Source organism: Geobacillus sp. YHL (assembly GCF_022341265.1).
Lineage (GTDB): Bacteria > Bacillota > Bacilli > Bacillales > Anoxybacillaceae > Geobacillus > Geobacillus thermoleovorans.
Genome location: NZ_JAEIGB010000020.1, coordinates 33208 through 53713 on the forward strand (window position 1 = coordinate 33208; position 20506 = coordinate 53713).

The 20506-nt window shown below is 52.8% G+C and carries 18 protein-coding genes, 8 tRNA genes and 1 rRNA gene; all 27 read left to right on the forward strand.

What is annotated here, in order from left to right; translation table 11 throughout:
- Positions 1–170 precede the first annotated feature (170 nt).
- The 27 genes from spoIIE to JCR24_RS14430 all read left to right on the forward strand — a co-directional run bounded on the left by spoIIE (position 171) and on the right by JCR24_RS14430 (position 20153).
- On the forward strand, positions 171–2651 hold the full coding sequence (gene spoIIE / locus JCR24_RS14300; RefSeq protein WP_238980845.1) for a stage II sporulation protein E: 2481 nt from the start codon (positions 171–173) through the stop codon (positions 2649–2651).
- 29 nt (positions 2652–2680) lie between these two features.
- Positions 2681–3457, forward strand: a complete 777-nt coding sequence (locus JCR24_RS14305) for a vWA domain-containing protein (protein ID WP_020754013.1) — start codon at positions 2681–2683, stop codon at positions 3455–3457.
- On the forward strand, positions 3420–4394 hold the full coding sequence (locus JCR24_RS14310) for a serine/threonine protein kinase (protein ID WP_238980846.1): 975 nt from the start codon (positions 3420–3422) through the stop codon (positions 4392–4394). The genes JCR24_RS14305 and JCR24_RS14310 overlap by 38 nt, the downstream gene beginning before the upstream one ends.
- 68 nt (positions 4395–4462) lie before the next feature.
- Positions 4463–5857: a tRNA lysidine(34) synthetase TilS gene (gene tilS / locus JCR24_RS14315; RefSeq protein WP_238980847.1), complete on the forward strand. Its 1395-nt coding sequence runs from the start codon at positions 4463–4465 to the stop codon at positions 5855–5857.
- A 13-nt stretch (positions 5858–5870) separates the two neighbouring features.
- Positions 5871–6416 (forward strand): hypoxanthine phosphoribosyltransferase, encoded by a 546-nt coding sequence (gene hpt, locus JCR24_RS14320; protein ID WP_012820458.1) that lies wholly within the window; start codon positions 5871–5873, stop codon positions 6414–6416.
- Between the two features lie 94 nt (positions 6417–6510).
- Positions 6511–8409 (forward strand): ATP-dependent zinc metalloprotease FtsH, encoded by a 1899-nt coding sequence (gene ftsH, locus JCR24_RS14325; RefSeq protein ID WP_012820459.1) that lies wholly within the window; start codon positions 6511–6513, stop codon positions 8407–8409.
- Positions 8410–8536: 127 nt separating this feature from the next.
- Positions 8537–9313, forward strand: a complete 777-nt coding sequence (locus JCR24_RS14330; RefSeq protein WP_238980848.1) for a type III pantothenate kinase — start codon at positions 8537–8539, stop codon at positions 9311–9313.
- A gap of 14 nt (positions 9314–9327) precedes the next feature.
- A complete protein-coding gene (hslO, locus tag JCR24_RS14335; RefSeq protein WP_025039044.1) occupies positions 9328–10212 on the forward strand; it encodes an Hsp33 family molecular chaperone HslO in 885 nt (294 codons plus the stop codon).
- A gap of 86 nt (positions 10213–10298) precedes the next feature.
- On the forward strand, positions 10299–11225 hold the full coding sequence (gene cysK / locus JCR24_RS14340; protein ID WP_011229580.1) for a cysteine synthase A: 927 nt from the start codon (positions 10299–10301) through the stop codon (positions 11223–11225).
- Between the two features lie 114 nt (positions 11226–11339).
- The gene (gene pabB / locus JCR24_RS14345; protein ID WP_011229581.1) at positions 11340–12761 is read left to right on the forward strand and encodes an aminodeoxychorismate synthase component I; all 1422 of its coding nucleotides are present in this window, start codon (positions 11340–11342) and stop codon (positions 12759–12761) included.
- A gap of 5 nt (positions 12762–12766) precedes the next feature.
- The gene (pabA, locus tag JCR24_RS14350) at positions 12767–13342 is read left to right on the forward strand and encodes an aminodeoxychorismate/anthranilate synthase component II (protein WP_023634495.1); all 576 of its coding nucleotides are present in this window, start codon (positions 12767–12769) and stop codon (positions 13340–13342) included.
- 5 nt (positions 13343–13347) lie between these two features.
- Positions 13348–14223, forward strand: coding sequence for an aminodeoxychorismate lyase (gene pabC, locus JCR24_RS14355; protein WP_238980849.1), 876 nt, complete (start codon positions 13348–13350; stop codon positions 14221–14223).
- Positions 14223–15074 carry a dihydropteroate synthase gene (gene folP, locus JCR24_RS14360; protein ID WP_238980850.1) on the forward strand — a complete coding sequence of 284 codons (852 nt, stop codon included), beginning with the start codon at positions 14223–14225 and terminating at the stop codon, positions 15072–15074. Before pabC ends, folP begins: the two co-directional genes overlap by 1 nt.
- Positions 15037–15426 carry a dihydroneopterin aldolase gene (gene folB, locus JCR24_RS14365; protein ID WP_238980851.1) on the forward strand — a complete coding sequence of 130 codons (390 nt, stop codon included), beginning with the start codon at positions 15037–15039 and terminating at the stop codon, positions 15424–15426. The genes folP and folB overlap by 38 nt, the downstream gene beginning before the upstream one ends.
- Positions 15427–15954 carry a 2-amino-4-hydroxy-6-hydroxymethyldihydropteridine diphosphokinase gene (gene folK, locus JCR24_RS14370; protein WP_238980852.1) on the forward strand — a complete coding sequence of 176 codons (528 nt, stop codon included), beginning with the start codon at positions 15427–15429 and terminating at the stop codon, positions 15952–15954.
- Positions 15906–16127: a helix-turn-helix domain-containing protein gene (locus JCR24_RS14375; protein WP_011229587.1), complete on the forward strand. Its 222-nt coding sequence runs from the start codon at positions 15906–15908 to the stop codon at positions 16125–16127. Before folK ends, JCR24_RS14375 begins: the two co-directional genes overlap by 49 nt.
- A gap of 16 nt (positions 16128–16143) precedes the next feature.
- Positions 16144–17145 carry a tRNA dihydrouridine synthase DusB gene (gene dusB / locus JCR24_RS14380; RefSeq protein ID WP_011229588.1) on the forward strand — a complete coding sequence of 334 codons (1002 nt, stop codon included), beginning with the start codon at positions 16144–16146 and terminating at the stop codon, positions 17143–17145.
- A gap of 90 nt (positions 17146–17235) precedes the next feature.
- On the forward strand, positions 17236–18720 hold the full coding sequence (gene lysS / locus JCR24_RS14385) for a lysine--tRNA ligase (RefSeq protein ID WP_238980853.1): 1485 nt from the start codon (positions 17236–17238) through the stop codon (positions 18718–18720).
- A 220-nt stretch (positions 18721–18940) separates the two neighbouring features.
- A 5S ribosomal RNA gene (rrf, locus tag JCR24_RS14390) occupies positions 18941–19057 on the forward strand.
- 8 nt (positions 19058–19065) lie between these two features.
- A tRNA-Val gene (locus tag JCR24_RS14395) sits at positions 19066–19141 on the forward strand.
- Between the two features lie 413 nt (positions 19142–19554).
- Positions 19555–19630, forward strand: a tRNA-Lys gene (locus JCR24_RS14400).
- A gap of 10 nt (positions 19631–19640) precedes the next feature.
- Positions 19641–19725 (forward strand) — tRNA-Leu (locus JCR24_RS14405).
- 11 nt (positions 19726–19736) lie between these two features.
- Positions 19737–19811: transfer RNA gene (locus JCR24_RS14410), tRNA-Gly, on the forward strand.
- 16 nt (positions 19812–19827) lie between these two features.
- Positions 19828–19913 (forward strand) — tRNA-Leu (locus JCR24_RS14415).
- A gap of 3 nt (positions 19914–19916) precedes the next feature.
- Positions 19917–19990 (forward strand) — tRNA-Arg (locus tag JCR24_RS14420).
- Positions 19991–19994: 4 nt separating this feature from the next.
- A tRNA-Pro gene (locus tag JCR24_RS14425) sits at positions 19995–20068 on the forward strand.
- A 12-nt stretch (positions 20069–20080) separates the two neighbouring features.
- A tRNA-Ala gene (locus tag JCR24_RS14430) sits at positions 20081–20153 on the forward strand.
- Positions 20154–20506: the final 353 nt, after the last annotated feature.

Here is a 20506-nt window from a genome sequence, read left to right on the forward strand (position 1 = left end):
ACATGCTCGTTTTTCTTTTTTGTCTCTTTCTGTCGGAACAAGCCTGTTGACCGCGTTTTGCCGTGGAAAACGTCGAACGATTTTTTATTTTTCTCTGTGGTTTTGACAAATTTCTGACAATTCAAGCGATATAATAGGGGGTAATAGAAAGGTAAAGGAGAGGATCGGGAATGGAAAGAGTAGAAAGAGGGACGGTGCGCCGCAGCATTTCGGAAGTGCCGATTCATGACACGCAAGCAACGGTGTCGCGCTGGATGCGCCATGTGAAGCTGCGCCTCGGTCATCTGTTCATCCATCAAGGCTTTTTGCTTCTTCTTGTCGGCTTTTTGCTTGGACGAGCGTTGATTTTATCGAAGCTGACCCCGTTCGCTTTGCCATTTTTCGTTTCGGTCTATATGCTGCGCCGCGACAAGGCCGCTTTTGCGTTGATCTCGCTGTTGGCCGGTGCTTTGACGCTGTCGCTTGATGTGGCGCTGTTTGTCGGCATTTCCATTTTTGGCTTTCTCTTTATTTACGGATGGGTGCGGAGGGTGATCAGTGAGTCACTGAAAATCGTTCCATTTGTTGTGTTTGTGCTGTCTCTTTCCGCCAAATGGCTGATCTCCTATTATTGGCTCGGAGAGCGATCGGTCTACGGCGCCGCCATGGCGGTCGTCGAAGCCGGGCTGTCGCTTGTATTGACCTTGATTTTTATGCAAAGCATCCCGTTGTTGACAGTGCAGAAGCATAAACATGCGTTGCGAGCGGAAGAGATCATTTCGTTGATCATTTTGCTCGCCTCGATGTTGACCGGGATGATCGGTTGGGCTGTGTACGGTTTGTCGCTTGAGCATGTGATGTCGCGCTACCTCGTTTTGTTGTTCGCGTTTGTCGCCGGGGCGGCGACCGGCTCCACCGTCGGCGTTGTCACCGGGCTTGTACTGAGCTTGGCAAATGTCGGCAACTTGTCGGAAATGAGTTTGCTTGCTTTCGCCGGGCTGCTTGGCGGGTTGCTGAGGGAAGGGAAAAAACTTGGGGTGGCGTTCGGCCTCCTCGTCGCGACGCTGTTGCTTGGTTTATACGGCGAAGGGAAGAGTGAGCTTGTGCCGACGTTGCTTGAATCCGGCATCGCAATTATGCTGTTTTTTGGTACATCCCGTTCACTGACGGAGAAAATCGCCAAATACATTCCCGGCACGGCAGAATATATCCATGAGCAACAACAATACGTCCGGAAAATCCGCGATATGACAGTGCAACGCGTCTCGCAGTTTTCCAACGTCTTTCAGGCGCTGGCGGAAAGCTTTTCGCCCGAACCGCTTCCGGATGCTAATGAATACAGCGACCGTGAAGTCGACTATTTTTTGAGCGACATCACGGAAAAAACGTGCCAAACGTGCTTTAAGAAGACGCAATGCTGGGCGGACAACTTTCGTACAACCTATGCGTACATGAAGCAAATGATGGGCGAGGCGGACGAAAAAACATTGTCGCAAAACCATCAGTTGCTGCGCGAGTGGGAGCGGTATTGCGTCAAGGCCGGCAAAGTCGTCGACGCGATTGAAAAAGAGATGGTTGCTTATCAAGCAAACCGCAAGCTCAAACGGCAAATCCACGAAAGCCGGAAGCTTGTCGCTGAACAGCTGTTGGGCGTTTCGCAAGTGATGGACGATTTCGCCAAAGAAATGCAGAAAGAACAGGAAAACCATTATTTGCAGGAAGAACAAATTTACCATGCGCTGCAAGAGTTTGGCATCGAAGTGGGCCATGTCGACATTTACAGTTTGGAAAAAGGAAATATCGATATTGAAATGAGCATTCCTTACTGCGAAGGGCGGGGTGAGTGCGAAAAACTGATTGCGCCGATGCTGTCAGATATTTTAGGAGAGACGATCGTCGTCAAGCGCGAAGAGTGCGCCGCCTACCCGAACGGCTACTGCCGCGTCGCCTTCGGCTCGACGAAAGCGTTCGTCGTCGAAACGGGCGTCGCGTTTGCCGCCAAAGGAGGGGGGTTCATTTCTGGCGACAGTTATGCAACGATTGAACTTGCTACCGGCAAGTACGCCGTTGCCATCAGCGATGGCATGGGCAATGGGGAGCGGGCGCATGACGAAAGCCGCGAGACGCTGCGCCTGTTGCAAAAGATTTTGCAGACGGGAATGGACGAGTCGATTGCCATCAAATCGATCAATTCGATTTTGGCATTGCGGACGACAGAAGACATGTATGCGACGCTGGATTTGGCCATCATCGACTTGCAAAACGCGGCGACGAAGTTTTTGAAAATCGGATCGACGCCAAGCTTTATTAAGCGCGGTGACAAGGTGATGAAAGTGGAAGCGAGCAACTTGCCGATGGGCATCATTAAAGAAGTGGAATTTGACGTTGTCACCGAGCAGCTGAAATCGGGCGACTTGCTCATTATGATGAGCGATGGTGTGTTTGAAGGGCCGATGAACGTCGAAAACCATGATGTTTGGATGAAGCGGAAAATTCAAGAATTAAAGACGAACGACCCGCAGGAAGTCGCCGATTTGATCATGGAAGAAGTGATCCGCCAATGCGGCGGCGAGATTGAAGACGATATGACCGTCGTTGTCGCCAAAGTTCGGCACAATACGCCGAAATGGGCGACGATTCCGGCATACATGTATATGAAAAAGGCGCAATAGCTAGCGTATAAAAACGTTCCCCTGCGGCGATGATGGTAATACATTCGCCAAGGAGGGGAACGAACGTGCGAAAGGGAACGTTGCGGCAAATTTTGCTCATTACCGATGGCTGCTCCAACCATGGTGAGGACCCAGCCGCCATGGCGGCGCTAGCCCGTGAGCAAGGCATTACGGTGAACGTGATCGGCATCTTGGACCAAGGTGCGATGGATGAAAACGGACGGCGGGAAATTGAAGCGATCGCCGCGGCTGGCGGCGGGATGAGCCAAGTCGTGTACGCGAAACAGCTGTCGCAAACCGTGCAAATGGTGACGCGCCAAGCGATGACTCAGACGTTGCAAGGGCTCGTCAATCGCGAGTTGAAACAAATCTTTGGTTCTGACGTTTCGCTTGAGGACTTGCCGCCGGACAAGCGCGGCCAAGTGATGGAAGTCGTCGATGAACTCGGGGAAACGGTTGCCCTTGATGTGCTCATTTTGATCGATACGAGCGGGAGCATGAAAACAAAACTGCCGACCGTCAAAGAGGCGCTCATCGATTTATCGCTCAGCTTAAATGCGCGCATGGGCGAAAACCGCTTTTCGGTGTTCATCTTCCCGGGAAAACGGGCGCACGCCGAAAAAATGATCGACTGGACGCCAAGGATTGAAGAGTTGTCCACTATCTTTCCGAAATTGGCGTCGGGCGGGCTGACGCCGACCGGACCGGCGCTGCGTGAGGCAATCGCCTATTTTGAGCGTAAACGGTCGTTAAGGAGCTGGATCGGCGATGGCGATGAGCCATACATCGAAGAATCGTCTTTGTAATTTGCCGCCTGGTACGGTCATCACTGGGAAATGGCACGGCCGTTCCTACCGGCTGCTGCGGCGGCTTGGCAGCGGGGCGAACGGCGTCGTCTATTTGGCGGAGAACGGCCGGACTCGCGTCGCCGTCAAGTTGAGCGATGACTATGCGTCATTGGCATCGGAAATGAATATATTGCGCCGTTTTGCTAAGGTCCAGGGAGCCGCCCTCGGGCCTTCTTTGCTGGAAGCCGATGACTGGCAAAGCCCGTTTGCGCGGGAGACGATCCCGTTTTATGTGATGGAGTATATTGAAGGGGAGAATTTCGCTGCTTTCATCCGCCGCCGTGGAAAAGAATGGGCGCCCGTGCTCGTGATGCAGCTGTTGTCGGTGCTTGATCGGCTTCATCAAGAAGGATGGGTATTTGGGGATTTAAAGCCGGATAATTTGATCGTTACCGGGTCGCCGCCGTCGGTTCGGTTGCTTGATGTGGGCGGGACGACGCTGCAAGGAAGGGCGGTAAAAGAGTTTACTGAGCTGTATGACCGCGGCTATTGGGGGCTTGGATCGCGCAAAGCGGAGCCATCTTACGACTTGTTTGCGGCGGCGATGGTGATGATTTCTTCTTGCTGCCCGGGGCCGATTGAGAAAAAGGGTGACGGTCGGGCGCAGCTGTTGTCCATCATCGAAACGGACCGCTTTTTAACCCGATACAAGGAGGTGCTGCAAAAGGCGCTTGACGGCCGATATCGAAAGGCGGCCGATATGCGTCGCGACTTATTGGCCGCCTCTTCCCGCCATACATCGGCGGAAAACGAAAGAAGGGCAGTGCCAAGCCGTCGGTCGGGGCGGCAGGTGAAACGGCGCCGCCAAGCGAGAGGGATTGTCGAAACGGTGGTCATCGCCGCCACATTGCTGGGCGCCTATGCCTTTTATATATATTGGCAGCTGGCGATGTAATTTTTTTTGAGAAAACAGGGCGGACGTGTTACGATGAAGCTGAAAGAAACGCAAAGAGGTTGGCTCGGATGATCGACAAAGTGCGCGCCTTTATCCACAGGCATCAACTGCTTTCAGAAGGAGCGGCCGTCATCGTTGGCGTCTCCGGAGGCCCGGATTCGCTTGCGTTGCTGCACGTTTTTTTGTCGCTGCGCGACGAATGGAAGCTTCAGGTCATAGCGGCCCATGTTGACCATATGTTTCGTGGGCGGGAGTCAGAAGAAGAGATGGAGTTTGTGAAACGTTTTTGCGTGGAGCGCCGTATTTTATGTGAGACTGCGCAAATCGACGTCCCGGCCTTTCAGCGCAGCGCAGGTCTCGGCGCCCAAGAGGCGGCGCGGATCTGCCGCTACCGCTTTTTTGCCGAACTGATGGAAAAGCATCAAGCGGGGTACGTCGCCGTAGGCCATCATGGCGACGATCAAGTCGAGACGATTTTAATGCGGCTTGTGCGCGGCAGCACAAGCAAAGGATACGCTGGTATCCCCGTCAAACGGCCGTTTCACGGCGGCTATCTCATCCGTCCGTTTTTGGCTGTCAGCCGGGCGGAGATTGAAGCGTATTGCCGGCAGATGGGGCTGTCTCCACGCCGCGATCCGAGCAATGAAAAAGACGATTATACGCGCAACCGGTTCCGCCATCATATTGTCCCGTTGCTGCGGCAGGAAAATCCGCGCCTGCACGAGCGGTTTCAGCAATACAGCGAAATGATGGCGGAAGATGAGCAATTTTTGGAGGAATTAGCCGCGGACGCGCTGAATAAAGTAATGGAAAAACAACATCGCGATGCGGCGCTTTCCATCGGACCATTTTTGGAGCTGCCGCGACCGCTGCAGCGCCGGGTGCTGCAGCTGTTGCTTCTCCGTCTTTATGGCGGCGTTCCGCCGACATTGACTTCCGTACATATCGGCCATATACTGATGCTTTGTGAGCGCGGCCGCCCTTCCGGAATGATCGATTTGCCAAAAGGGCTCAAAGTGATTCGCTCGTACGACCGCTGTTTGTTTACTTTTGACGCAGAAAGCGGCGAGAAAGGCTATTGGTTTGAACTGCCGGTTCCGGCGCTATTGCCCCTCCCAAACGGCTATGCAATCATCAGTGAATTTGGGGAACACTATCCAAGAAAGCAGGCCGGGAATGATTGGTTCGTCGTGGATCCTGCTTCCGTCTCCTTGCCGCTTCGCGTGCGGACGCGTCGGCGCGGCGACCGGATGGTGCTCAAGGGGACGGGAGGCACGAAAAAATTGAAAGAAATTTTCATTGAAGCAAAAATTCCGCGGATGAAAAGGGATCGCTGGCCGATTGTCGAAGATGCCGACGGTCGCATCCTTTGGGTGCCTGGCTTGAAAAAATCGGCTTTCGAAGCGCAAAACCGTGGGCAAGCTCGCTATATTTTGCTGCAATATCAGGCGATGAACAGCTAGGAGGAAAAATAAGATGGGGATGAAAGACGATATTCAAAAAGTGTTGATCACTGAAGAGGAAATTCAGGCAAAAGTCAAAGAACTCGGCGGTTTGTTAACGAAAGAATATGAAGGCCGTTTTCCGCTCGCTGTCGGCGTTCTCAAAGGGGCGATGCCGTTTATGGCCGATTTGCTCAAACATATTGATACATACTTAGAAATGGATTTTATGGACGTATCAAGCTATGGCAATGCGACCGTTTCATCCGGCGAAGTGAAAATCGTCAAAGACTTGAACACCTCCGTCGAAGGACGGGATATTTTGATCATTGAGGATATTATTGACAGTGGGCTGACGCTCAGCTATTTGGTCGACTTGTTTCGCTACCGGAAGGCGAATTCGATCAAAATCGTCACGCTTCTTGACAAGCCGTCTGGACGGAAGGCGGACATTCAAGCCGATTACACCGGATTTACCGTCCCGGATGAATTCGTCGTCGGCTATGGGCTCGATTACGCGGAAAAATACCGCAACCTCCCGTTTATCGGCGTCTTAAAGCCGGAAGTGTACCAAAAGTAGAACGGTTGCTGGGCGACGGCCGAATTGTTTGTATTGAAACAAATTTCTATGATAGTATTGAGTATAGTGTGTTTCATATGGGAGGAGGCAAGAAATGAACCGGATTTTCCGCAATACCATCTTTTATTTGCTGATTTTCCTCGTCGTGATCGGCGTCGTCAGCTTTTTTAACGGCACGAACCAGCGAACGGAGCCGATGACGTACGATGCGTTCATCACTCATCTGGAAAACGGGGATGTCAAGTCGTTTTCCATTAAGCCGGAGCGCGGCGTATATGAAATCAAAGGCCAGTTGAAAACATATAGCGAAGGGCAGTACTTTTCCACCTACGTCATGAACAGTGACAAAGTGCTTGACCGCATCGATGCGGCGGCGGCGCGGACGCGGGTGGAAGTCGTGCCAGCGGACGAAACGAGCGGATGGGTGACGTTTTTCACTTCCATCATCCCATTTGTGATTATTTTTATTTTGTTCTTCTTCCTTTTGAACCAGGCACAGGGCGGCGGCAGCCGGGTGATGAATTTCGGCAAAAGCCGGGCGCGGCTGTATACGGATGACAAGCGGAAAGTCCGCTTCCGCGATGTGGCTGGGGCAGATGAGGAAAAGGAAGAGTTGGTGGAAATCGTCGAGTTTTTAAAAGATCCGCGCAAGTTTGCGGAACTTGGCGCCCGCATTCCGAAAGGGGTATTGCTCGTTGGGCCGCCCGGAACCGGGAAAACGCTGTTGGCGCGCGCGGTTGCCGGAGAAGCGGGCGTGCCGTTTTTCTCGATCAGCGGGTCGGATTTCGTGGAAATGTTCGTCGGGGTCGGGGCATCGCGGGTGCGCGACTTGTTTGAGACGGCGAAAAAAAATGCCCCGTGCATTATCTTCATTGATGAGATCGACGCCGTCGGCCGCCAGCGCGGCGCCGGCCTTGGCGGCGGCCATGACGAGCGTGAGCAGACGCTCAACCAACTGCTTGTCGAAATGGACGGCTTTAACGGCAACGAAGGGATCATTATTATCGCGGCCACCAACCGGCCGGACATTTTAGACCCGGCGCTGTTGCGCCCGGGTCGCTTCGACCGGCAGATTACCGTCGACCGCCCGGACGTCAAAGGGCGCGAAGCGGTGCTGCGCGTGCATGCCCGCAACAAGCCGCTCGATGAATCGGTTGACTTGAAGACGATCGCGATGCGGACGCCTGGATTTTCCGGCGCCGACTTGGAAAACTTGCTGAATGAGGCGGCGCTCGTTGCAGCGCGCCGCAACAAAAAGAAAATTGATATGAGCGACATCGACGAGGCGACGGACCGGGTGATTGCCGGACCGGCGAAAAAAAGCCGCGTCATTTCGGAAAAAGAACGGCGCATCGTCGCGTTTCACGAAGCTGGGCATACGGTCATCGGCATGGTGCTCGCCGATGCGGAAATGGTGCATAAAGTGACGATTGTGCCGCGCGGCCAAGCCGGAGGCTATGCGGTCATGCTGCCGAAAGAAGACCGCTACTTTATGACGAAAGCCGAACTGATGGATAAAATCACCGGACTGCTCGGCGGGCGCGTTGCCGAGGAAATCGTGTTCAATGAAGTGAGTACAGGGGCCCACAACGATTTTCAGCGGGCGACAAACATCGCGCGCCGGATGGTGACGGAGTTTGGCATGAGCGAAAAGCTTGGTCCGCTTCAATTCGGCCAACCGAGCGGGCAAGTGTTTTTAGGACGTGACTTACACAACGAGCAAAACTACAGCGACAAAATCGCCTATGAAATTGACTTAGAGATTCAGCGCATCATTAAAGAGTGCTATGAAAAAGCGAAACAAATTTTGACCCAACATCGGGACAAATTGGATTTGATCGCCAACACGCTGTTGGAAGTCGAGACGCTCGATGCGGAGCAAATTAAACATTTGTTCGAACATGGCACGCTGCCCAAAGACCGGAACGGGCGCGAGGAGGCCGGCAAAAGCGACGGCGATGTGAAAATCAACATCCAAAAGAAAGAGGAGTAATCGATGTCTCTGTTCGGAGGCATCTTTTTTTTTGCCGGCGGCCCAGGGAAAGAAGGACAGTTTTTTTCCCGTAAGTATGATATGATAAAGAATGGGAATTTATCGAGGAAAAGCGAGGAATGAAGCGATGATTTTTGTATTGGACGTCGGCAATACAAACACGGTGTTAGGGGTGTATGACGGGGACGAACTGAAACATCATTGGCGCATTGAAACAAGCCGCTCGAAAACGGAAGACGAATACGGCATGATGATCAAAGCGCTCTTGAACCATGTCGGCTTGCAGTTTTCCGACATTCGAGGCATCATCATTTCCTCGGTCGTGCCGCCGATTATGTTTGCTCTTGAACGCATGTGTCTAAAATATTTCCATATCAAACCGCTCATCGTCGGTCCGGGCATTAAAACCGGGCTCGACATCAAATATGACAATCCGCGTGAGGTGGGCGCCGACCGGATTGTCAACGCGGTCGCCGGCATCCATTTGTACGGCAGTCCGCTGATTATCGTCGATTTTGGCACGGCGACGACGTATTGTTATATTAATGAACATAAACAATATATGGGAGGGGCCATTGCCCCGGGAATTATGATCTCGACAGAGGCTCTGTTTGCGCGGGCGGCGAAATTGCCGCGCATTGAAATCGCCCGCCCGGATGATATCATCGGCAAAAATACGGTCAGCGCCATGCAAGCCGGTATTTTATACGGTTATGTCGGACAAGTGGAAGGCATCGTGTCGCGAATGAAGGCGAAAAGCAAAATCCTGCCGAAGGTGATTGCGACTGGCGGTTTGGCTCCGCTCATTGCCAGCGAATCGGACATCATCGATGTCGTTGATCCGTTTTTGACGCTGACTGGCTTAAAATTGTTGTACGAGAAAAACACCGAGAAAAAAGGATGAAAGGCTTGATGAAGATGGGAGACTACTTAGTCAAAGCACTCGCTTACAATGGACAAGTGAGAGCGTATGCCGCAAGAACGACGGAAACTGTCGCCGAGGCGCAACGCCGCCACCAAACATGGCCGACCGCCTCAGCGGCTCTCGGCCGGGCGTTGACCGCCGGTGTTATGATGGGAGCGATGCTGAAAGGCGAGGAAACGTTGACGATTAAAATTGACGGCGGCGGCCCGATCGGCGTCATTTTAGTCGACAGCAACGCCAGAGGGGAAGTGCGTGGCTATGTAACGAATCCGCATGTGCATTTTGAGCTGAACGAGCACGGGAAACTTGATGTGGCACGGGCGGTTGGCAAAAATGGGATGTTGACGGTTGTGAAGGATCTTGGGCTGCGCGACTTTTTCACCGGACAAGTGCCGCTTATCTCCGGGGAGCTTGGCGATGATTTTACGTATTATTTTGCTTCGTCCGAACAAATTCCGTCATCGGTTGGCGTCGGGGTGCTCGTCAATCCCGACCATACCATCCGAGCCGCCGGAGGATTTATTATCCAGTTGATGCCCGGGACGGAGGAGAACACGATCACTCGCATTGAAGAGCGGCTGAAACAAATTCCGCCCGTGTCGCGCATGATCGAAAGAGGGCTCAGCCCGGAACAGCTGCTCGAACAACTGTTGGGAGATGGAGGCGTCCGTGTGCTCGAGACGATGCCGGTGTCATTCGTCTGCCGCTGTTCGCGCGAGCGGATCGCTGATGCCCTTATCAGCCTAGGGCCCGAGGAAATCCAAGACATCATCGACAAAGAAGGGCAGGCGGAAGCTTCGTGCCATTTTTGCAATGAAACGTACCATTTCGACAAAGCGGAGCTGGAACAGTTGAAACAACTCGCAAAAAAAGAATGAAAACAGTAAAATGATTGACAATTACGCCAATAGTTGATACATTGGAGACAAAGTCGATAAAATTAATGGGGATTAGAGGTGGAACAATGGCACGCACAGTCAACTCGATAACCGAATTGATCGGCGATACGCCGGCCGTGAAACTGAACCGCATCGTTGATGAAGACAGCGCGGATGTGTATTTGAAACTGGAATTTATGAACCCGGGCAGCAGCGTCAAAGACCGGATTGCGTTGGCGATGATTGAAGCGGCGGAAAAAGCGGGCAAGCTGAAGCCGGGCGACACGATCGTTGAGCCGACAAGCGGCAACACTGGGATCGGATTGGCGATGGTCGCGGCGGCGAAAGGATATAAGGCGGTATTAGTCATGCCGGATACGATGAGCTTGGAGCGCCGCAACCTGCTGCGGGCGTATGGAGCCGAGCTTGTGCTCACACCGGGTGCACAAGGGATGCGCGGAGCAATCGCAAAGGCGGAAGAGCTCGTCCGCGAGCACGGCTACTTTATGCCACAGCAATTTAAAAACGAGGCGAACCCGGAAATCCATCGCTTGACGACCGGGAAAGAGATCGTGGAGCAAATGGGCGACCAGCTTGATGCGTTTGTTGCCGGCGTTGGCACGGGCGGAACGATCACCGGAGCAGGCAAAGTGTTGCGCGAAGCTTACCCAAACATTAAAATTTACGCCGTTGAACCGGCCGATTCCCCAGTCTTGTCGGGAGGAAAACCGGGCCCGCACAAAATCCAAGGGATCGGCGCTGGCTTTGTTCCAGATATTTTGGATACGAGCATTTACGATGGGGTTATTACGGTAACGACGGAAGAAGCGTTTGCGGCGGCCCGCCGCGCGGCTCGCGAGGAAGGCATTCTCGGCGGCATTTCGTCCGGCGCTGCGATTCATGCGGCATTGAAAGTGGCGAAAGAGCTCGGCAAAGGGAAAAAAGTGCTCGCCATCATCCCGAGCAACGGCGAACGTTATTTGAGCACGCCTCTTTACCAATTTGAAGACTAAGCAGACTTTTTCGGCAGGGGCAACCCTGTCGAATTTTTTTACGAGGATGGTGACCCAGACGGACAATCATTGTACAATAAAAGTAACTATGGACATCGTAAGGAGCTGACGAGGATGGAACAGCGGCGCAGGCGACTGAAACGAACTATCGATTATCGCGGACGGGATTGGTTCCGCCAGTACGAACAGCTGGCCTATAGCCGGCCTCATCATGTGTTGCTTGAGAGCGGCCAAGGGGGAAGGTACAGCATTATCGGCCTTGACCCGATCGGAGTGATCCGCGCTGACGAGCGGCGGCTCATCATCAAGCAGCGCGGGGTTGAAACGGTGCTGGATGGCTCGCCGCTCGAAGGGCTCCGGCAATGGCTTCGGTGTTTCGCCGTGCCGGATGAGGGGGAGTCGTTGCCTTGCCAAGGCGGGCTGATCGGTTTCATTAGCTATGATGCGGTTCGCTATATGGAACGGCTCCCGGTGCTCGCGCAAGATGATTTGCGGCTGCCGCTCATGTATTTTTTCCTCTTTGACGACGTAGCGATTTATGATCACCAAACTGAACAGCTTCATTTGCTTGCCTACGCGAATGAAGGGGAGGAAAGCGAAGCAAACCGGCGGCTTGCGCGGCATGCACGGATGTGGCTCGAGGATCGGAATGAAGCGCTGGTCTGGCCGCTTGCTGCCTCGACAGCTGCGCCGTCTGTTTCAATGACAAAAGAGAGGTTTATGGATGCGGTTCGCCGCGTACAACGCTATATTGCGGCGGGCGATGTGTTTCAAGTCAACTTATCGGTGCGTCAGTCGCAGCCGCTGGTGACGCATCCATTTGCCGTCTACAAGCAGTTGCGGATGCTGAATCCGTCCCCTTACATGGCGTATTTGCATACCCCGGAATTTCAAGTCGTCAGCGGCTCGCCGGAGTTGCTCGTCCGCAAGCGGGGATGGCGTCTTGAGACGCGGCCGATTGCCGGCACACGTTCGCGCGGTCGGACGGCGGCAGAGGATGAACAAATTGCTCGCAAGTTGCTTGCGAGTGAAAAGGAGCGGGCCGAGCACGCCATGCTCGTTGATCTTGAACGGAATGACCTTGGGCGCGTCTGTGCATACGGGACGGTTCGAGTTGACGAATGGATGACCGTCGAAAAGTATTCTCATGTGATGCATATCGTTTCTCACGTATCCGGCACCATGACGATGGAGCACGATGCGTTTTCCGTCATTCGCGCCATGTTTCCCGGCGGGACGATCACCGGCGCCCCGAAAGTGCGAACAATGGAAATTATTGAAGAGTTGGAACCGGTCCGCCGCGGCTTGTACACGGGCTCGATCGGTTGGATCGATTTTCAAGGAAACATGGAGCTAAACATCGCCATTCGAACGATGGTCGTCAAAGACGGATTGGCGCATGTACAGGCAGGAGCGGGCATCGTCATCGATTCCAACCCAGAGCATGAGTACAAGGAATGTGTAAAGAAAGCGGCTGCCCTTTGGAAAGCGAAAGAGCTGAGCGAAGCAGAGGCATTATTTCCGAGCATGAGGTGAGAATGATGATCGTCATGATTGATAACTACGATTCATTTACGTACAATTTGGTGCAATATTTGGGCGTGTTGGGAGAAGAGCTGATTGTCAAACGGAATGATGAAATTACGGTGGCTGAAATCGAACGACTCCGCCCTGATTTTATTATGATTTCCCCTGGTCCATGCACACCGAATGAGGCAGGGGTCAGCCTGGAAGTCATCGATCGCTTTGCCGGCCAAATTCCGATTTTCGGCGTCTGCCTCGGGCATCAAGCCATCGCCCAGGCGTTCGGCGGCCGCGTTGTCCGCGCTCCAAGGCTGATGCACGGGAAAACATCGTCCGTCTACCATGATGGGGAGACGATTTTCTGCGGCGTGCCGAACCCGTTTACGGCAACGCGCTACCATTCCCTTATCGTCGAGAAAGAGACGCTTCCGGACTGTTTCGTCGTGTCGGCTTGGACGAAAGAGGATGAAGTGATGGCGATTCGCCATAAAACGCTGCCGGTGGAAGGCGTGCAGTTTCACCCGGAATCGATTATGACAAGCCATGGGATGCAACTGTTGAAAAACTTTATCAACACGTATAAAAAGGCGTGACAGTCATGTACGTGTATATCAACGGCGCGGTCGTTCCGCGCGAAGAAGCGCAGTTATCAGCGTTTGATCACGGCTTTTTATATGGGCTCGGCTTATTTGAAACATTCCGCACGTATAGCGGCCACCCTTTTTTGCTTGACGATCATTTGGCCCGATTGAACAAAGGGCTGTCTGAGCTTCACATCGAAAGGCAGTTCGGCCGCGCCGAAGCGGTGGCGATCATCGAGCAGTTGCTCGAGGCCAATGGCTTGCGCGACGCTTATGTGCGCTTCAATGTATCGGCCGGGGTCGGCGATCTCGGCTTGCCGATCGAACGTTACCGAAACCCGACCGTCATCGTCTATATGAAGCCGCTTCCGCCGCTCGTCCCTCCGGAAGGAAAAGAAGGGGTGGTGCTCGCGGCAAGGCGAAACAGCCCGGAAGGCAATGAGCGACTAAAGTCGCACCATTATTTAAACAATATGATTGGGAAATGGGAGCTCGGACATCGACCACATGCGGAAGGAATTTTTTTGAATTCAGATGGTGCGGTAGCGGAGGGGATCGTTTCCAATATTTTTTGGGTGAAAGACGGCATCGTCTACACGCCAGCGCCGGCTGTCGGCATATTAAACGGCATCACAAGACAATTCATCATTGCTTTGCTCAAGCAGTTGCGCATCCCAGTTGAAGAAGGGGTATATCCGCTGTCCCATTTGTTGCAGGCTGATGAAGCATTTATCACCAACTCTGTGCAGGAAATTGTACCCCTTTGCCGCATTGGCCATTGCGTTTACCAAGGAAAAAATGGTCCGGTGGTCCGGGCCTTGCAGCACCATTACCGACGCTTGACCCATCGGTTATGGACGAGGAACGAATTGGCAGAAAGGATGAACGACTGATGACAACATCGATGCGCCCTCTTCGGCTTCAATGCCGCGGGCATGAGCTTGACTTAAACAAAAAAACGTTGATCATGGGCATTGTCAACGTCACGCCCGATTCGTTTTCCGACGGCGGCCGGTTTTACGACGTGGAAAACGCGGTCAAGCACGCGAAGCGGCTCGTGGCGGAAGGAGCAGACATCATTGACATCGGCGGTGAATCAACTCGTCCGGGGGCGGATCCAGTGCCGCTTGATGAAGAGCTACGGCGCGTCATTCCGGCAGTCAAAGCGATCGCCGATGCGGTGGACGTGCCGATTTCCGTCGACACGTATAAAGCCGAGGTCGCAAGGCAGGCCATTGAAGCGGGAGCGCATATCATCAACGACGTTTGGGGCGCCAAAGCCGATCCGGATATGGCCCACGTCGCCGCTTCGTACGGAGTGCCGATCATTTTAATGCACAACCGTCACGATATGGCATACCGCGATCTCATTTCCGACATGATCGCCGACTTGAAGGAGAGCATCCGTATTGTCAAACAGGCGGGAGTAAAAGAGGAAAACATTATTGTAGATCCGGGGATCGGATTTGCCAAAACGGTTGAACATAACCTGGAAGTGATGCGGCGTCTCGATGAGTTTGCTGCTTTGGGATACCCACTTTTGCTTGGCACATCGCGCAAACGGTTTATCGGCCATGTGCTCGATGTGCCGGTTGAGGAGCGGGTCGAAGGAACGGGGGCGACCGTTTGTCTCGGCATCATGAAAGGGGTGCACATCGTCCGAGTCCATGATGTATTGCCGATTGCCCGCATGGCCAAAATGATGGATGCTATGCTTGGGAAGGGAGAGAGCGGTCATCGATAAAATTTATGTGCAAGGCATGGAGTTTTACGGCTACCACGGGGTGTTTCGCGAAGAAAACATCCTTGGCCAGCGATTTTTGGTCGATGTGACGTTGGAGCTCGACTTGCAGCCCGCCGGGCGGAGCGATTGTCTTGAGTATACCGTCAACTACGCCGATGTGTACGAGCGCTGCCGGGCGATCGTTGAGGAGCGGACGTTCGCCTTGATCGAGGCGGTCGCTGAAGCGATCGCCGCCGACTTGCTCGCTGCCTTTCCTGTTGTCGAGCGCTGCATTGTCAAAGTGACGAAGCCGAATCCGCCGATTCGCGGCCATTATCAACATGTCGCAGTCGAAATTAATAGGGGTCGTTAAATGGAAAACATCGCATATCTCGCTTTAGGCTCCAACCTCGGAGATCGTGTTTCCTATTTGCGTTCTGCCATTGAAGCGCTCCATCATCATCAGGAAATTTTGATCACATCGAGCTCATCGATTTATGAAACCGATCCGGTCGGCTATGTCAACCAAGGCAAGTTTTTAAACATGGTGATCGAGGTGGCGACCACGTTGTCGCCGTTTGCCTTGCTTGACGTGACCCAGCAAATCGAACGACAACTTGGAAGAAAAAGGGAAATTCGCTGGGGACCACGGACGTTAGACCTTGACATTTTGCTGTATAATCATGAAAATATTGAAACAGAGCAGCTGACGATCCCGCATCCGCGCATGGCGGAGCGGGCGTTCGTGCTCATCCCGTTGTTTGAAGTCAACTCCCACGTGGCAATACCGAACCTTTCCGAGCCGTTAATCGACATCATTGGCCGACTACCTGACAAAAAAGGAGTTCATGTATGGAAGCGGAAAGATGGGGAAGACGTATTCGCGCTTTTCGAAAGTTGAAAGGATATACGCAAGAAAGACTGGCGAAAGAACTAGGCATTTCCGTATCGATCCTTGGTGAAATTGAACGGGGGAACCGGATGCCGTCCGATTCGCTCGTTGGACAAATCGCCGAACGGCTGAATATATCGGTGGAAGAACTGGCGCCGCCGAAACTCGAATCGAACAAGTAGAAAGGAGGCATCTGCGATGTTTCGCATTGGCGATGTCGAAATTAAAAACCGCGTCGTGCTCGCTCCGATGGCAGGCGTATGCAACTCCGCGTTCCGCCTGACCGTCAAAGAATTCGGCGCCGGGCTTGTATGCGCCGAGATGGTAAGCGACAAAGGAATCGTATACAACAACGAAAAGACGTTAAACATGTTATATATTGATGAACGGGAAAAGCCGATCAGCTTGCAAATTTTCGGCGGCGAGAAAGAAACGCTCGTCAAAGCGGCGAAATTTGTCGATAAAAATACGAATGCAGATATCATCGACATCAACATGGGTTGCCCAGTGCCGAAAATTACGAATTGCGACGCTGGAGCGAAATGGCTGCTTGACCCGAATAAAATCTATGATGTCGTTGCCGCGATCGTCGATGCCGTTGAAAAACCGGTCACGGTGAAAATGCGGATCGGTTGGGATGAAAAGCACATTTACGCCGTCGAAAACGCTCAAGCCGTTGAGCGCGCCGGCGGGAAGGCCGTCGCCGTCCACGGACGGACAAGGGTGCAAATGTATGAAGGAAAAGCGGACTGGAACATCATCAAGCAAGTGAAAGAAGCCGTCAACATCCCGGTTATCGGCAACGGAGATGTCAAAACGCCTCAAGATGCAAAGCGGATGCTTGAAGAAACAGGGGTCGACGGCGTCATGATCGGACGGGCGGCGCTTGGAAACCCTTGGATGATCTATCGCACTGTCCGTTATTTAGAAACTGGAGAGCTCATCCCGGAACCAACGCCGAGGGAAAAAATCGATGTCTGCCTGCTGCATTTAGACCGATTAATTGCCTTAAAAGGCGAGTATATCGCCGTCAAAGAAATGCGTAAACACGCTGCTTGGTATTTAAAAGGCATTCGCGGCGCAGCGAAAATCCGGAACGCCATCAATGAATGTGAAACGCGGGACGAACTGGCCGCACTGTTGCTTCGCGTGGCGGAGGAAGCGGAAGTCCAAGCAGCGGCGAACGCCGAAGCCGTTTAAACAACGGAGATGACGTTCATGCAGCGGAAGACTGCCAGCGGGTGCTGGCAGTATTTTTCGTAAAAAATCGCTAAATGGAGTGAATGAGGTATGAGCCATGAAGAATTGAACGACCAACTGCGCGTCCGCAGGGAAAAGCTGAAAAAAATTGAGGAATTGGGTGTCGACCCGTTTGGCAAACGGTTCGAGCGCACTCATAAAGCGCAAGAACTGTTCGAACTGTACGGCGATTTGTCGAAAGAGGAACTTGAAGAAAAGCAAATTGAAGTCGCCGTCGCCGGCCGCATCATGACAAAGCGCGGCAAAGGAAAAGCCGGGTTCGCCCATATCCAGGATGTCACCGGGCAGATTCAAATTTACGTCCGTCAAGACGATGTTGGCGAACAGCAGTACGAACTGTTTAAAATCTCTGACCTTGGCGATATCGTCGGCGTGCGCGGCACAATGTTTAAAACAAAAGTTGGTGAACTTTCCATCAAAGTGTCGTCGTACGAATTTTTGACGAAAGCGCTGCGTCCGCTGCCGGAAAAATACCATGGTTTGAAAGACATAGAGCAACGCTATCGCCAGCGTTATCTCGATTTAATTATGAATCCGGAGAGCAAAAAGACGTTCATCACCCGCAGTTTCATCATCCAATCGATGCGGCGGTATCTCGACAGCCACGGCTATTTGGAAGTTGAAACGCCGATGATGCACGCCGTTGCTGGCGGCGCTGCGGCGCGCCCGTTCATTACGCATCATAACGCATTGGATATGCCCCTTTATATGCGAATCGCCATCGAGCTGCATTTGAAACGGCTCATCGTCGGCGGCTTGGAAAAAGTGTATGAAATCGGGCGCGTTTTCCGGAATGAAGGCATTTCCACCCGCCATAACCCGGAGTTTACGATGCTCGAATTGTACGAGGCGTATGCCGACTTCCGCGATATCATGAAATTAACGGAGAACTTGATCGCTCATATTGCCACGGAAGTGCTTGGCACAACAAAAATCCAGTACGGCGAACATCTTGTCGACTTGACGCCTGAATGGCGGCGCCTCCATATGGTCGATGCGATCAAGGAATATGTCGGCGTCGACTTCTGGCGGCAGATGAGCGACGAAGAGGCGCGGGAGCTGGCGAAAGAACATGGAGTGGAAGTTGCTCCACATATGACGTTTGGCCATATTGTCAACGAATTTTTTGAACAAAAAGTCGAGTCTCACCTCATTCAGCCGACGTTCATTTATGGCCATCCGGTTGAAATTTCACCGTTGGCCAAGAAAAATCCGGACGACCCGCGTTTTACCGACCGATTTGAGCTGTTTATCGTCGGGCGCGAACATGCCAACGCCTTTACCGAATTGAATGATCCGATCGATCAGCGCCAACGCTTTGAGGCGCAGCTGAAAGAGCGTGAACAAGGAAACGATGAAGCACATGAAATGGACGAAGACTTCCTTGAAGCGCTCGAGTACGGCATGCCGCCAACAGGCGGGCTTGGCATCGGCGTCGACCGTCTGGTCATGCTGCTGACGAACTCGCCGTCGATCCGCGACGTGTTGCTTTTCCCGCAAATGCGTCATAAATAAATTTGATCGCTCCCTGCAAAGACAAGCAGCAGGGGGCTTTTCATTTATGTAAAAATAGTTGTCGTTGTTTTGTTGAAAAACAAACACAGGAAGTCGAGTTGACAAACCACTCCCAACGTGTTATATTATGATAGCACGTTGAAATGACAGCACTAATCAAAAACAAGGGCCTATTGACAAATAAATAAATTTAATTATAATATGACTTGTCTGTTGATTGTCTAGTGATGATAGCGGAGGGGAAACACCCGTTCCCATCCCGAACACGGAAGTTAAGCCCTCCAGCGCCGATGGTAGTTGGGGCCAGCGCCCCTGCAAGAGTAGGTCGTCGCTAGGCAATCCCGTGGAGGATTAGCTCAGCTGGGAGAGCACTTGCCTTACAAGCAAGGGGTCGGCGGTTCGATCCCGTCATCCTCCACCATCACCTATTATGAGCCATTAGTTCAGTGACGAGTATTACATCTTTGAATCTACTTCGAGTTGTCCCGACGCATCCAACATCTTCGAATATGCTAGCAGAGGAAGGGACATCGTTCATTGTGAGTGTATACTTGACTATGAGCCATTAGCTCAGTAACGAGCGCTGCATCTTCGAGTTTGCTTCGAGTTGCCTCGACGCACTTGGCATCTTTGAATCGGCTGGGAGAGGAAGAGGCAGGTAGAGTGAAACGAAGCTGTAGAGTGTTATCCTAACCATGAGCCATTAGCTCAGTAGGTAGAGCAACGAGCTTTGCATCATTGAGTTTGCTGCGAGTTGTCCCGACGCATCCTGCATCTTCGAATATGCTAGTAGAGGAAGGGACATCGTTCACTGTGAGTGTATACCCAACTCATGAGCCATTAGCTCAGTAGGTAGAGCATCTGACTTTTAATCAGAGGGTCGGAGGTTCGAGTCCTCCATGGCTCACCACAATTGATTTGCGGGTGTGGCGGAATTGGCAGACGCGCTAGATTCAGGGTCTAGTGCCCTTTACGGGCGTGGGGGTTCGAGTCCCTTCACCCGCATGTTGATTCGAGCGGAAGTAGTTCAGCGGTAGAACACCACCTTGCCAAGGTGGGGGTCGCGGGTTCGAGTCCCGTCTTCCGCTCCATTTATTTGCCCATTTAGCCGGGGTGGCGGAATTGGCAGACGCACAGGACTTAAAATCCTGGGGTAGGTCACTACCGTGCCGGTTCGAGTCCGGCCCTCGGCACTTGCGCTCGTAGCTCAATTGGATAGAGCATCTGACTACGGATCAGAAGGTTAGGGGTTCGAATCCTCTCGAGCGCGTTGGCGGGAAGTAGCTCAGTTTGGCAGAGCACATGGTTTGGGACCATGGGGTCGCAGGTTCAAATCCTGTCTTCCCGATAGCGGATATATGGGGCCTTAGCTCAGCTGGGAGAGCGCCTGCTTTGCACGCAGGAGGTCATCGGTTCGATCCCGATAGGCTCCACTGTTGCTTTATGTCTGTGCCTGCCGCTTGCAAGGGAATTTGAAGACGTGAGGTTCCTCGGTAGGATTACAGAGAAGCAAACTAAAGTAGCAACCTTGTGTCCTGCAAGTGAATGGAGAGAAGCGGGATTCTTCGACGAAAACCAGCAGAGAAGTTGTTTCAATGCAGCAACTTTGCGCCTGTGTCTTCTAGTGAATTCGGGGGAATTGGGTTCCTCGGCGCAAGACTGCAACGAAGCAAGTTCAAGAAGAGGTCTCGTTCCTTGAAAACTGAACGAAACGAAGCGCGACGAAAAGCGGAGGTCGTTTAGCGCCTTTGGTGCTGCGGCTGAAGCAAAAAGCCAATCAACTTTC

Bases quoted from the DNA above. Each gene is read 5' to 3' on its own strand.
- JCR24_RS14375 (WP_011229587.1), top strand. From the start codon at position 15,906: ATGGAAGCGGAAAGATGGGGAAGACGTATTCGCGCTTTTCGAAAGTTG.
- spoIIE (WP_238980845.1), top strand. From the start codon at position 171: ATGGAAAGAGTAGAAAGAGGGACGGTGCGCCGCAGCATTTCGGAAGTG.
- folP (WP_238980850.1), top strand. From the start codon at position 14,223: ATGACAACATCGATGCGCCCTCTTCGGCTTCAATGCCGCGGGCATGAG.
- ftsH (WP_012820459.1), top strand. From the start codon at position 6,511: ATGAACCGGATTTTCCGCAATACCATCTTTTATTTGCTGATTTTCCTC.
- lysS (WP_238980853.1), top strand. From the start codon at position 17,236: ATGAGCCATGAAGAATTGAACGACCAACTGCGCGTCCGCAGGGAAAAG.
- pabA (WP_023634495.1), top strand. From the start codon at position 12,767: ATGATCGTCATGATTGATAACTACGATTCATTTACGTACAATTTGGTG.
- dusB (WP_011229588.1), top strand. From the start codon at position 16,144: ATGTTTCGCATTGGCGATGTCGAAATTAAAAACCGCGTCGTGCTCGCT.
- JCR24_RS14330 (WP_238980848.1), top strand. From the start codon at position 8,537: ATGATTTTTGTATTGGACGTCGGCAATACAAACACGGTGTTAGGGGTG.
- JCR24_RS14305 (WP_020754013.1), top strand. From the start codon at position 2,681: ATGATGGTAATACATTCGCCAAGGAGGGGAACGAACGTGCGAAAGGGA.
- tilS (WP_238980847.1), top strand. From the start codon at position 4,463: ATGATCGACAAAGTGCGCGCCTTTATCCACAGGCATCAACTGCTTTCA.
- folK (WP_238980852.1), top strand. From the start codon at position 15,427: ATGGAAAACATCGCATATCTCGCTTTAGGCTCCAACCTCGGAGATCGT.
- folB (WP_238980851.1), top strand. From the start codon at position 15,037: ATGCTATGCTTGGGAAGGGAGAGAGCGGTCATCGATAAAATTTATGTG.
- pabC (WP_238980849.1), top strand. From the start codon at position 13,348: ATGTACGTGTATATCAACGGCGCGGTCGTTCCGCGCGAAGAAGCGCAG.
- pabB (WP_011229581.1), top strand. From the start codon at position 11,340: ATGGAACAGCGGCGCAGGCGACTGAAACGAACTATCGATTATCGCGGA.
- JCR24_RS14310 (WP_238980846.1), top strand. From the start codon at position 3,420: ATGGCGATGAGCCATACATCGAAGAATCGTCTTTGTAATTTGCCGCCT.
- hpt (WP_012820458.1), top strand. From the start codon at position 5,871: ATGGGGATGAAAGACGATATTCAAAAAGTGTTGATCACTGAAGAGGAA.
- hslO (WP_025039044.1), top strand. From the start codon at position 9,328: ATGGGAGACTACTTAGTCAAAGCACTCGCTTACAATGGACAAGTGAGA.
- cysK (WP_011229580.1), top strand. From the start codon at position 10,299: ATGGCACGCACAGTCAACTCGATAACCGAATTGATCGGCGATACGCCG.